Raw genomic sequence first — 11,187 nt, 5'->3', positions numbered from 1 at the left:
TGTTAGACCCTTACGGTGCGGCGAAGTCGGTGCGGTCGAGGCCGCAAATGTGATCCAGCAGCCAGAAGGTCAGGTATTCCGACGCCAGCGCGCCGGGATTGGCCTTGCTGGCGGCTGCCATCTCGGTCAGGCGGTCCAGCATGCTTTGATGATGGCGGCGGTGCTCGGTGACCGAGCCGCCCCGGCGGAGCAGTTCCTGCTCTTCGTCAGTGAAATGGCGCCGCGTGTGTTCGACGAAGTCGTCCAGCATGGCCCCGGCCTGGTCTCGGGACTCGGCATCGTGGGCGCAGGCGATCACCTTGGACAGATCGGCCATGAGCGCCCGATGCTGGTCGTCGATCCAATCGACGCCGATGGCGTAGACCGGCTTCCATTCCAATAGCGGCGACGCCACGTCCTCGGCGCGATGGTCGCGCAGGAATTCCCAATATTGGGTGTCCTCGACGATCTCGTGCTCGAACAGCACCTGCTCCATGCGATCGACCGCCTCGTGACGCAGTGCGGGCGAGTGATCGACGGCGAAGTGTTCGATCATGGCGTCGATGTCGGTCAGGATCTGGCGGTGACGCGCGCGATGGGCCGGGGCGGCGGCAAAGCCGGCACCGCCGACGATGACCTCCTCGACATCGAAGTGCAGGGTCAACATCCGGCGGAACTCCTGCAATGTCGGCAGGAAATCCGGGTGGACATCTTCCTCGCGCGCCAGCAGGGCGGCGCGTCGGATGATCGAGGCCAGCCGGGCATGGTCGGCGTCGATGAACCGGTTCCCGGTCTTGGGAATGCTCTGATGGGGCAGGGGGGGGCTCCTCAGGTCTGGCGGATCGACGGTGAACCAGACCTAAGTATAGCCCGCCATGGATTTTGAATCCAGGATTAGCCGCCCGCCGCCACGCCGGCCTCGGCGAAGGTGGCCATGCCGACATGGCAGGCCAGGGCGGCGCGCACGGTGCCGACCGCCAGGGCCGCGCCCGACGCCTCGCCCAGGCGCATGCCCAGGTCCAGCAGCGGCGCCTTGCCCAGCTTTTCCAGGATGCGCCGATGGCCGGGCTCGGCCGAGGCATGGGCGACCAGGCAATGGTCCAGCGCCCCGGGGGTGTGGGCTTCCAGCGGCGCCACCGCCGCGGTGCAGACATAGCCGTCCAGCAGGACCGGCACCCGCTTCAGGCGGGCGGCCAGCACCGCCCCGGCCATGGCCGCCAGTTCGCGTCCGCCCAGGCAGCGCAGGATGGAAAGCGGCGTTTGGTGCCGATGGCGTTCGATGCCGGCGGCGACCACCTCGGTCTTGCGGGTCAGGCCGGCCCCTTCGATTCCGGTGCCGCGCCCGGTCCAGAAGCTGGCCTCGCCGCCATACAGGGCGCCGGGAATGGCCGCCGCCGGGGTGGTGTTGCCGATGCCCATCTCGCCGATGCACAACAGGTCGGTGTCGTCGGGCACCGAATCCATGCCGGCATTGAAGGCGCGCGCGAACTCGGCCTCGTCCATCGCCGGGCCTTGGGTGAAGTCGGCGGTGGGGCGGTCAAGCTCCAGGGCGACGACGTCCAGCTCGATGCCGAAGGTCTTGCACAATTGATTGATGGCGGCGCCGCCATGGCGGAAATTGGCCACCATCTGCACCGTCACTTCCGGCGGAAAGGCCGAGACCCCCAGCGCGGCGATTCCGTGGTTGCCGGCGAACACCCGGGCGCGGACCCGGTCCAGGCGCGGCGGGTGGCGCCCCTGCCAGGTCGCCAGCCAGCCCGATATCTCTTCCAATCGGCCCAGCGAGCCGGCCGGCTTGGTCAGTTGGGGCTCGCGCGCGCTCCAGGCCGAAGCCGCGTCGGCATCGGGGCCGGGCAGTGAACTCAACAGGGTCGCGACATCGTCAACACTAGAAATGGAGGTATTCAAGAAAACTCTCCCCAACATATTGCGGTGGCGCGGTGATCTGCTCTATAAACCATCCATCCTTCACCGTCACTATGTCCGATGACCGAACCGCCCAATTCTTTCGCCCGCACGCTGGGCGCCGACCTTCATTTGGCCGCCTCGTTCCTGACCCGGCTGCCGCTGCCCGATTGCACGATCGTCGCGGCCGGCGGTCTGGCGCGGTCGATGCGGGTGTTTCCCGTCATCGGCGCCGTGATCGGCGCCCTGGGCGGACTGGTGCTGCTGTTGGCCGATTCCTGGCTGCCGGCCTTGCCGGCGGCGCTGCTGGCCGTGCTGGCGCTGGTGCTGCTGACCGGGGCGCTGCACGAAGACGGACTGGCCGATGCCGCCGACGGGCTGGGGGCCAGGGGCGATCGCGACCGCCGGCTTGAGGTCATGCGCGATTCCCGTTCGGGCGCCTTCGGGGTGCTGGCCTTGATCTTTTCGGTGGGGTTGCGCGCCACCGCCCTGGCCGAGGCGCCCGACGCGCTGGCCGGCCTGGGGGCCTTGGTGGCGGCCGGCGCGCTGTCGCGGGCGTTGGTCCCGGCGGTGATGCAGGTGCTGGGGCCGGCTCGCGCCGACGGGCTGGGGGCCGGGGCCGGCTGTCCCGATATTACCGTCGCCGCCAGCGCGGGCGTGGTGGGGCTGATCTTCGCCTTCATCGGGCTGGGCGGCGGCGCCGTGGCCGCGGTGGCGGCCGCCGGTGTGGCGGTGGCGGCTGGCGTCACGCTGGCCAGGCGCGCTTTCGGCGGCTATACCGGCGACATCCTGGGCGCCCATCAGCAATTGGCCGAAATCGCCATTTTGCTGGCGGCGGCCGGACTTTGGGCGGGGGCGGAACCATGAGCAACGCCACCACCCGCTGGTGGCTGGTCCGCCATGCCCCGGTGCCCTGTCCGCATGGGCGCATCCACGGTCAGCTGGACGTCGCCTGCGACACTTCGGACGACGAGGATTTCCGGCAATTGGCCGCCCGGGTGCCGCCGCAGGCGACCTTGGTGGAAAGCGGCCTGATGCGCTGCCGCCAGACCACCGGCGCCTTGGAGGCGGCCGGCCTGGTGGTGCCGCCGCCGCTGGTCGAGCCTGATTTGATGGAACAGAATTTCGGCCGTTGGCAGGGGCGCAGCTGGATGGAGCTGGAAGCCGCCAAGGATGCCGACCTCGACGCCTTCTGGGCCGAGCCGGCCTTCGCGGTGCCGCCGGGCGGCGAAAGCTTCGCCGCCCTGTGCGACCGCGTCGGCGCCGCCCTGGCCCGGCTGTCGGGGCCGCTGGCCGGTCGCGACGTGCTGGCGGTGGTGCATGCCGGCACCGTGCGTGCAGCCCTGGCCGCCGCCCTGTCGCTGCCGCCCGACATCGCGCTGCGCTTCGCCGTTCAGCCGCTGTCGCTGACCCGTCTGGACCTGACGCCCGAGGGCTGGCGGGTCGAATGCGTCAACGTCACGGCAACGTAAGCGGTTCCACCCGCCAGCTGCCGATGCCGGGCGCCAGCGCTTCGGCCAGCCACGGCAGCAGCTCGGCCATCGCAATATCCAATTGCCACGGCGGGTTGACTACCACCAGACCGCAGCCGTTCAAGGTCTGCGGGTTGTCGCCCGGCTTGATCATCAGTTCGGCGGCGAAGGCGCTTTTCAGCCCCATCATCGAAAGATCGGCATGGAAGCGGGCGACCGGCTCGCGGTCCTTGATGGGGTACCACAGGGCATAGATGCCGGTGGACCAGCGCTTCAGCCCCTGGGCCAGGCCACGGCGCATGCGCTCGAATTCACCCGGCTTCTCGAACGGCGGGTCGACCAGCACCAGGCCGCGCCGCTCGGGCGGGGGCACCAGGGCCTTGATGCCGTCATAGCCGTCGCGGTGATGAACGCCTGCGCGCGCATCGGCGGCGAAGCGTCGGCGCAGATCGGCCGCATCCTCGGGGTGCAGCTCGCACAGGGTCAACCGGTCCTGCGGGCGCGACAGCGTGGCCACCACAGCGGGCGAACCGGGATAGAACCGCAACGCCCCGTCGGGATTGAGGGTGCGGACCACCCGCAGCAGCGGCGCCGCGCTGGGGGGTGGGTTCGGGGCCGCCATCACCCGGGCGATGCCGGCCTGCCATTCGCCGGTCTTCTCCGCCTGGACCGAGGTCAGGTCGTAAAGGCCCAGGCCGGCATGGGTGTCGAGATAGGCGAAGGCCGCCTCCTTGCGGGTCAGATGTTCGATCATCAACCCCAGGGTGGCGTGCTTGTGGACGTCGGCGAAGTTTCCGGCGTGGTAGGCATGGCGATAATTCATGGCCGTTGTCATGACCGATTGCGGTCTTGCTGGCAAGAGCCGCCTGTCGATGCGGATCGTTTGATCAATACGCACAGTGTCATTTTAGAAATTATGTAAAGTGCAGATGTTACACTTGGCCTCGCTATATGTGCCGGCGGTTTATAAAGCACAGGTTGAACCTTGTTTCCCGGGGATGAATGTGAGCTCAAATTAATCTTGGTTTAATTCTTTACGGTCATTAGATTGGCTGTCGTGGTAAGACCACGGCTAGGCCCAGCGCAAGCCGTTCCGTTTGGGGGGGACATGGCAAACGTGCATCTGACCGGCGTCGAGAAGACCTTCAGACCCGACGAAATCATCGTCAGCAAGACCGACACCACCGGCCGCATCATCTATGCGAACGAAGTATTCCTGCGCATGGCCGGCTTCACCGAGGCCGAGATCCTGGGTAAGCCGCACAGCATCATCCGCCATCCCGAGATGCCGCGGTGCGTCTTCAAGCTGCTGTGGGACACCATCAATACCGGGGCCGAGATTTTTGCCTATGTGGTCAACCGGTCCAAGAACGGCGATCATTATTGGGTTCTGGCCCACGTAACGCCGACCTTCGATGCCGCCGGCAAGATCGTCAGTTTCCATTCCAACCGCCGCACCCCGCGCCCCGAGGCGGTGGCCAAGGCTGCGGCGCTTTACGCCGAATTGCGCGCCATTGAAACCGGCCATTCCGACCGCAAGGCCGGTCTGGAGGCGTCGTTTTCGGCGATGCTATCCAAGCTCGAAGGACTGGGAGTGCCTTACGATGAATTCGTCTTCGCTCTCTAAGGCCTGGCAGGCGGCCGCCTTGGCCGCCCTGGCCGGCATGATGGTGGTCATCCTGGAACTGTCGCATGGCGACCAGCTGTCCGCGGCCTTGGGCGCCATCACCGCCCTGGCGGCCGGTTTCGCGCTGATGTCGGTCCTGAAGGCAAGGCAATCGATTCATCGCACAGCCCTGTTGCTGGAACAGGCCGCCGCCGGCCGGCTGGACGTGCGCGTCATCGGCATCCGCGAGGCTGGCGTGCTGGGCGAACTGGACCATGCCGTCAACCGCCTGCTGGACCTGACCGAGGCCTTCACCAAGGAGGCCGACGCCGCCATGGCCAAGACCGCCCAGGGCCGCTATTTCCGGCACATTCTGCTGGAAGGCCTGGTGGGCGAGTTCGCCGACCATGCCCGTCTGATCAACGCGGCGCTGACCAGCATGGAAGACAAGTCGAAGGACTTCGCCACCGAGGCCAACGCCGTCGGCTCTTCGATCAAGACCATGAGCCAGGCCGTGGCCGCCACCGCCACCGAGCTGGAGGCGACCGCCCAGCAGATGAGCCACATCGCCAGCCAGACCAGCAGCCAGTCGGCGACGGTGGCGCGTGCCGCCGAGGACGCCTCGTCCAGTGTCGAATCGGTGGCCTCGGCCGCCGAGCAGGTGTCGTCGGGCATCCGCGAGGTCGCCGCCCGCATCCAGACCTCGGCCGACATGGCCCAGGAAACCGTGCTGGTCGCCGGCCAGGCCGACGTGGCCATTCAGGGCCTGCTGGACGCCACCCGCAAGATCGGCGATGTCGTCAACCTGATCACCCAGATCGCCAGCCAGACCAACCTTCTGGCCCTGAACGCCACGATTGAAGCGGCGCGAGCGGGCGAGGCGGGCAAGGGCTTCGCGGTTGTCGCCAACGAGGTCAAGCACCTGGCCAACCAGACCGCCCGGGCCACCGACGAGATCTCGGCGCAGATCAACGGCATGCGCGAGGCCACCGCGGCGGCGGTCGATGCGGTGCGGGGCATCGCCGGGCGCATCCGCGACATCAACGACAATTCCACCGGCATCGCCACCGCCACCGAACAGCAATCAGCGGCCATCGCCGAGATCAGCCGGGCCATCCGCACCGTGGCGGCCGGCGTCCAGACCGTCGCGGTGACCATTTCCGAAGTGTCGGAAGTCGCCGGTACCGCTACCGAGGCGGCCGATCAGGTGCTGATGGCGGCGGGCGAAATGGCCGGGCGGACGGTGTCGATGAACGATGACATCGACGGCTTCATCCACCGCGTCTGCGCCGGCATCAAAACCGCCTAACGGGGAATTATTCCACCAGTTCTGTTTCCAGGCGGTCGCGCAGGGCGGCCGCCTCTTGCTGCTTGCGCCACATGGCGGCGTAGGCGCCGTCGGCCGCCAGCAGGTCGGGGTGGCGGCCCCGTTCGACGATGCGGCCCTTGTCCAGCACGATGATTTCGTCGGAATCGACCACCGTCGACAGCCGGTGGGCGATGACCAGGGTGGTGCGGTCCTTCGACACCTCGCGCAAGGATGCCTGGATTTCCTTTTCGGTGTGGGTGTCGAGGGCGCTGGTCGCCTCGTCGAACAGCAAGATCGCCGGGCGCTTCAGGATGGTCCGCGCGATGGCGACGCGCTGTTTCTCGCCGCCCGACAATTTCAGGCCGCGCTCGCCGACCCGGGTGTCATAGCCGGCCGGCAGGGTGACGACGAAATCATGGATGCGGGCCAGGCGGGCGGCGGCCTCGATTTCGTCCTGGGTCGCGCCCGGTTTGCCATAGGCGATGTTGTAGCGGATGGTGTCGTTGAACAGCACGGTGTCTTGCGGAACGATGCCGATGGCGGCGCGCAACGAGGATTGCGTCACCTGGCGGATGTCCTGGCCGTCGATGGTGATCCGGCCCCCCGTCACGTCGTAGAAGCGGAACAGCAGGCGGGAAATGGTGCTTTTGCCGGCCCCCGACGGGCCGACGATGGCCACGGTGCGCCCGGCCGGCACGGTGAAATCGACCTTGTCCAGGATGCCCCGGTCCGGGTCGTAGCCGAACGACACCGCCTGGAAACGGACCTCGCCACCATTCACCGAAAGGTCCAAGGCGCCGTCTTCGTCCCTGATTTCGGCGTTTTGTTCCAGCAGGCGGAACATCGCCTCCATGTCGGTCAGCGATTGCTTGATCTCGCGATAGACGAAGCCCAGGAAGTTCAGGGGCAGGTAAAGTTGGACCAGATAGGCATTGACCAGCACGAAGTCGCCCATGGTCATGCTGCCGTCGGCCACCCCCTGGGCCGCCATGATCATCACCACGGTCAGGCCCAGCGCGATGATGGCGCCTTGGCCCATGTTCAGCAGGGCCAGGGTGACCTTGCTTTTGACCGCCGCCGCCTCGTAGCGGGACAGGGCGCGGTCGTAGCGTTCGGCTTCGTGCGATTCGTTGCAGAAATATTTGACCGTCTCGAAGTTCAACAGCGAATCGATGGCCTTGGTGCTGGCCTCGGAATCGGTCTCGTTCATGGCGCGGCGGAACTTGGTGCGCCATTCGGTGACGGTCAGGGTGTAGGTGATGTAAAGGGCGATGGTGCCGAAGGTGACCAGCGCGAAGCGGGCGTCGTACATCTGCCACAGCACGATGGTCACCAGGCCGATTTCCAAAAGCGTCGGCAGGATGTTGAACAGCATGAAGTTCAGCAGGAACTCGATGCCCTTGGTCCCGCGCTCGATGGCGCGCGACACGCCGCCGGTCTGGCGGTCGAGATGGAAGCGCAGCGCCAGCCTGTGCAGGTGGCGGAACACCTTCAGGCCGACCGCGCGGATCGCCGCCTGGCCGACGCGGGCAAAGGCGATGTCGCGCGCTTCGCCGAACAGGCCGGCCAGGGTGCGCGCCGCGCCGTAAGCCACCAACAGCCCCAGCGGCACGGCGATCACCGGCTGGCCGAGTGCGTCGATGGCTTGCTTGTAGATCAAAGGCACGCCGACGGTGATCAGCTTGGCGAGCGCCAGGAAGATCACGGCGACCACCACCCGCACCCGCAGCATCGGCTGCTCGGCCGGCCACAGATAGGGGGCCAGCGTGCGCAGGGTCTGCCAGTCGTTGCGGGACCCGGTCTGCGGGTTGCGCCAGTAATTCGAGGGGTCGCGTCGTCTCATCGTCTCCTAACATGAGGGGCGATCGGCCGGGGCGCAACCGCTCGATCTGTGCTTAAGTCGGGAAAGATTGCTCTTGTGTGCATGGCTGCTTATGCTGCGGCGCATGCGTCATCCACCGACCCTGCATTCGGGCGACATCGATTGGAAATCCGTGCGGCTGCTGCTGTTCAGCGCCGACGATGCCTTTCGATTCCTGGTGCGCCAGACCTTTCGCAAGCTCAATGTCCGCGACGTCTTGTCCACCAGCGTCGCCGCCGACGCCCAGACCTTCATGGGCCAGTCGCCCGACATCGCCCTGATCGACCTGGAAACCGACCCCGAGGCCGGCTTCGCCTGCCTTGAGCGGGTGCGCGGCGCCGACGCGGAAATTCCGGTGCTGGTGGTGGCACGGTCCGACGACAAGGCGGTGATGCACCCGGCGCTGAAGGCCGGCATCGAAGGCGCGGTGCCGAAGCGGGTTTCGGGCCATGAACTGGCGCACCGGGTGTCGCAGACCCTGAAGATTCCGACGCGCCTGCCGGCTCCGGCCGAGATCAAGCCACGCGCCCCCATCGTGCTGGAGAAAGTGCCGCCGACCCCGGTCAAGGTCGAGGCCGGGGCACCGACGAATGCCACCACCGCCGCGGTTCCGGCCGACGGCGACGCCTTGAAGCGCGAACTGGCGGCGCTGACGGCACGGCTGGGGCAAAGCCCGGTGGTTTCCGGCAAGGCCCCTGGTGGAACGGTGAGCGGCGGCCATGGTGGCACGATCGGCGGCGGGTCCTCTGCTCCGGTACGGCCCGGTGGCGGAACCTATGGCGGCGCCGACCTGCCGGCGGCCAAGGGTGCGGGCGGCGGTGGTCTGCTGGTCGATGACCTGCCGGCCGTGTCGGCCAAGCCGGGCGGCAAGCTGGATTTCGACGATTTCGCCGTGGTCGCCCCCAAGGTGTCGGGCGGCAAGCTGATCGAGGATGACGGCCCGGCGCCGGCCAAGCGCGACCAGACCATCGAATTGCGCCAGGATGCCCGCGATCAGGCGGCCAAGAAGCGGGCCGAGGACGCCAAGGCCAAGTGGAAGGAATTGCTTGAGGAAGCGGGTCACGAAACCCGCACCGGCAAGGATGTCGCCGCCTTGAACGTCGATGCCATCGTCGCCGAGCACGGGCTGTGGCTGACCTCGAAGGGGGCCGAGGGCAAGCGCGCCACCTTCCAGGGCATGGATCTGGCCGGGGCCGACCTGTCGGGGGCAATTCTGGCCAATGCCACCTTCCGCGAGGTCGATCTGTCCGACGCCCATCTGGTGGAAAGCCGTCTGGACGGCGCCGATTTCCGTTATGCGGTGATGGGCGCGGCCAATCTGGCCCGGGCCGAGCTGGGCGTCGCCCAACTGCGCCATGCCGATCTGCGCTTGGCCAACCTGGAAGGCGCCAATCTGCGCGGCGCCGACCTGTCCGGGGCGCGGCTGGCGGGATCGAAGCTGGAAGGTGCCGATTTCGGCGGCGTCACCCTGATCAGCGCCGACCTGTGCGAGGCCGACCTGTCCAAGGTCGAGAACCTGAAGCAGTCGCAGGTCGAGAAGGCTTTGTGCGACATGAAGACCAAGCTGCCGCCGGGTATCTTCCGCCCCCGCAAGGATGAAGATTAGCTTCTGTCGGCGATCAGCCGGGGGAAGGTCAGGACGAAGCGCGTGCCGCCCCCCGATTCGCTTTCCATGGCGACGGTGCCCTGCATCGGGCCGGTGACCAGATTATAGAGAATGTGCAAGCCCAGGCCGGTGCCGCCCTGGCCGCGCCGGGTGGTGAAGAACGGGTCGAACACCCGGTTGCGATATTCTTCCGGGATGCCCTTGCCGTCGTCGGAATAGACCAGGCGGATCTGATCGGGCGCCGGTTGCTCCACCGCGATGCGCAGCGTGCCGGACTGACCAGGATCATAGCCGTGGGTGGCGGAATTCAGGACCAGGTTGGTCAGGACCTGACTGAGCGCGCCGGGATAGCCGTCCATCTCGATCCCGGCGGGGCAGTCGATCACCACCTTGTGGCCGTTCTGGCGCAATTTCGGGCTCAGGCTCGACAGGGTCTCGGCGATATAGCCGGCCAGTTCGAAATTACGCCGTTCCGAGCTGGTGCGGTCGACCGCCACCTGCTTGAAGCTGCCGATCAACGCCGCCGCCCGCTCGCAATTGGCCTGAATCAGGCGGGCGGTGTCGGTGGCGGTGGCCAGATAGGCCTGGAAATCATCGACTCCAACGTCGTCGGCCTCGAACAGGGCGGTCAAACGTTTGGTGGAATCCGCGAGGTGCGAGGCGCAGGACAGCGCGATGCCGACCGGCGTGTTGATCTCGTGGGCGACGCCGCCGACCAAGGCGCCCAGCGACGCCAGCTTTTCGGCCTGGACCAGGGTTTCCTGGGTTTCCTTCAACTGGGCCAGCGCCTCTTCCGCCTCGGCGCGGCGCTTGGCCAGTTCCTGGTTCAGGTTGGCCAACTGGTTCTGCAGGCGGTCGCTGACCTTGACCAGGCGGCGTTGTTCGCGCACCGAACGGGAATAGGCCTCGGTCAGTGCCTCGACGCCCTGGCGGGTGTCGGGGTCGGCGTTGGTCAGGCGCCGCTGCAGCCGGGCGGCGGCGGCCAGCACCCGCTCTTCGGCATCGAAAAGATTGAAGCCACCGCCGGACTCGGAATCGCCGCTGTTCATCAAGCGGCCGGGGACGAGGTCACCAGGTTGAAGGTGACGTTTTCCAGGTCTTCCGAGAAGTCCTCGCCGAATTCCTTCATGGTCTCGTCGTCGGCGGCGTAGTGCCAGTTGACCACGACCTTGGTGCCGCGACCTGCCGCGTTTTCCATCATCTGGAACATGTTCATCAACGCCTTGGCGCTGGAACTGTTGAAGTAGATCAGGTCGAAATCGAAGCGCAGTTCACGGATGTCGGCGCTGGAAAAGAACCGGTCGAGGGCGGCGAAGATCGGGCCGAACACCGTCGAGGCGTCCTCGGGATAGGATTCGCCCTTCAGCGAGAACACCCCTGCCTCGAAGTCGAAATCGACATCCGGCGAGCGATCGGTCGCCGCAATCTTGAGATGATCCATGGTTTTCC

At 66.8% G+C, this 11,187-nt stretch carries 11 protein-coding genes; 5 read left to right on the top strand and 6 right to left on the bottom strand.

All coding sequences use genetic code 11. The annotated features are described in order from the left end of the window. Positions 1 to 10: 10 nt before the first annotated feature. Both MTBLM5_RS12945 and cobT read right to left on the bottom strand, forming a co-directional pair. Complete coding sequence (locus tag MTBLM5_RS12945) at positions 11 to 646, bottom strand: bacteriohemerythrin (RefSeq protein WP_173976503.1); 636 nt, start codon at positions 644 to 646, stop codon at positions 11 to 13. Positions 647 to 873: 227 nt separating this feature from the next. Beyond that, positions 874 to 1,905: a nicotinate-nucleotide--dimethylbenzimidazole phosphoribosyltransferase gene (gene cobT, locus MTBLM5_RS12940; protein WP_173976502.1), complete on the bottom strand. Its 1,032-nt coding sequence runs from the start codon at positions 1,903 to 1,905 to the stop codon at positions 874 to 876. 60 nt (positions 1,906 to 1,965) lie between these two features. Here cobT and cobS point away from each other — a divergent pair, with 60 nt between their 5' ends. Together cobS and MTBLM5_RS12930 are read left to right on the top strand one after the other, a co-directional pair. Further along, complete coding sequence (gene cobS / locus MTBLM5_RS12935) at positions 1,966 to 2,751, top strand: adenosylcobinamide-GDP ribazoletransferase (protein ID WP_173976501.1); 786 nt, start codon at positions 1,966 to 1,968, stop codon at positions 2,749 to 2,751. Beyond that, positions 2,748 to 3,356, top strand: a complete 609-nt coding sequence (locus tag MTBLM5_RS12930) for a histidine phosphatase family protein (protein WP_173976500.1) — start codon at positions 2,748 to 2,750, stop codon at positions 3,354 to 3,356. The genes cobS and MTBLM5_RS12930 overlap by 4 nt, the downstream gene beginning before the upstream one ends. On the opposite strand, the gene MTBLM5_RS12925 is transcribed toward MTBLM5_RS12930, so the two are convergent. Continuing rightward, entirely contained in the window at positions 3,343 to 4,179 is an 837-nt protein-coding gene (locus MTBLM5_RS12925) for a 23S rRNA (adenine(2030)-N(6))-methyltransferase RlmJ (RefSeq protein ID WP_173976499.1), read from the bottom strand. The genes MTBLM5_RS12930 and MTBLM5_RS12925 overlap by 14 nt on opposite strands. 285 nt (positions 4,180 to 4,464) lie before the next feature. On the opposite strand from MTBLM5_RS12925, the gene MTBLM5_RS12920 reads away from it, so the two are divergent. Both MTBLM5_RS12920 and MTBLM5_RS12915 read left to right on the top strand, forming a co-directional pair. Next, entirely contained in the window at positions 4,465 to 4,983 is a 519-nt protein-coding gene (locus MTBLM5_RS12920) for a PAS domain-containing protein (protein WP_173976498.1), read from the top strand. After that, the gene (locus MTBLM5_RS12915; RefSeq protein WP_173976497.1) at positions 4,961 to 6,271 is read left to right on the top strand and encodes a methyl-accepting chemotaxis protein; all 1,311 of its coding nucleotides are present in this window, start codon (positions 4,961 to 4,963) and stop codon (positions 6,269 to 6,271) included. The genes MTBLM5_RS12920 and MTBLM5_RS12915 overlap by 23 nt, the downstream gene beginning before the upstream one ends. 7 nt (positions 6,272 to 6,278) lie before the next feature. Here the strand turns inward: MTBLM5_RS12915 and MTBLM5_RS12910 are convergent, their stop codons facing one another. Next, positions 6,279 to 8,114: an ABC transporter ATP-binding protein/permease gene (locus MTBLM5_RS12910; protein WP_173976496.1), complete on the bottom strand. Its 1,836-nt coding sequence runs from the start codon at positions 8,112 to 8,114 to the stop codon at positions 6,279 to 6,281. A 103-nt stretch (positions 8,115 to 8,217) separates the two neighbouring features. Between MTBLM5_RS12910 and MTBLM5_RS12905 the strand changes: the two genes are divergently transcribed. Beyond that, complete coding sequence (locus tag MTBLM5_RS12905) at positions 8,218 to 9,738, top strand: pentapeptide repeat-containing protein (RefSeq protein ID WP_173976495.1); 1,521 nt, start codon at positions 8,218 to 8,220, stop codon at positions 9,736 to 9,738. On the opposite strand, the gene MTBLM5_RS12900 is transcribed toward MTBLM5_RS12905, so the two are convergent. Beyond that, positions 9,735 to 10,787: a sensor histidine kinase gene (locus tag MTBLM5_RS12900; protein ID WP_173976494.1), complete on the bottom strand. Its 1,053-nt coding sequence runs from the start codon at positions 10,785 to 10,787 to the stop codon at positions 9,735 to 9,737. The genes MTBLM5_RS12905 and MTBLM5_RS12900 overlap by 4 nt on opposite strands. Further along, positions 10,787 to 11,179: a DUF1987 domain-containing protein gene (locus MTBLM5_RS12895; protein ID WP_173976493.1), complete on the bottom strand. Its 393-nt coding sequence runs from the start codon at positions 11,177 to 11,179 to the stop codon at positions 10,787 to 10,789. The genes MTBLM5_RS12900 and MTBLM5_RS12895 overlap by 1 nt, the downstream gene beginning before the upstream one ends. Positions 11,180 to 11,187: the final 8 nt, after the last annotated feature.

It is taken from the genome of Magnetospirillum sp. LM-5, from assembly GCF_902729445.1.
GTDB lineage: Bacteria > Pseudomonadota > Alphaproteobacteria > Rhodospirillales > Magnetospirillaceae > Magnetospirillum.
Note: the sequence above shows the minus strand (reverse complement) of the source record. Positions and strands in the feature narration are given on the sequence as shown.

Coding starts and splice junctions, on each gene's coding strand:
- MTBLM5_RS12905 (WP_173976495.1), top strand. CDS start 8,218: ATGCGTCATCCACCGACCCTGCATTCGGGCGACATCGATTGGAAATCC.
- MTBLM5_RS12925 (WP_173976499.1), bottom strand. CDS start 4,179: ATGAATTATCGCCATGCCTACCACGCCGGAAACTTCGCCGACGTCCAC.
- cobT (WP_173976502.1), bottom strand. CDS start 1,905: ATGTTGGGGAGAGTTTTCTTGAATACCTCCATTTCTAGTGTTGACGAT.
- MTBLM5_RS12900 (WP_173976494.1), bottom strand. CDS start 10,787: ATGAACAGCGGCGATTCCGAGTCCGGCGGTGGCTTCAATCTTTTCGAT.
- MTBLM5_RS12895 (WP_173976493.1), bottom strand. CDS start 11,179: ATGGATCATCTCAAGATTGCGGCGACCGATCGCTCGCCGGATGTCGAT.
- cobS (WP_173976501.1), top strand. CDS start 1,966: ATGACCGAACCGCCCAATTCTTTCGCCCGCACGCTGGGCGCCGACCTT.
- MTBLM5_RS12945 (WP_173976503.1), bottom strand. CDS start 646: ATGTTGACCCTGCACTTCGATGTCGAGGAGGTCATCGTCGGCGGTGCC.
- MTBLM5_RS12930 (WP_173976500.1), top strand. CDS start 2,748: ATGAGCAACGCCACCACCCGCTGGTGGCTGGTCCGCCATGCCCCGGTG.
- MTBLM5_RS12920 (WP_173976498.1), top strand. CDS start 4,465: ATGGCAAACGTGCATCTGACCGGCGTCGAGAAGACCTTCAGACCCGAC.
- MTBLM5_RS12915 (WP_173976497.1), top strand. CDS start 4,961: ATGAATTCGTCTTCGCTCTCTAAGGCCTGGCAGGCGGCCGCCTTGGCC.
- MTBLM5_RS12910 (WP_173976496.1), bottom strand. CDS start 8,114: ATGAGACGACGCGACCCCTCGAATTACTGGCGCAACCCGCAGACCGGG.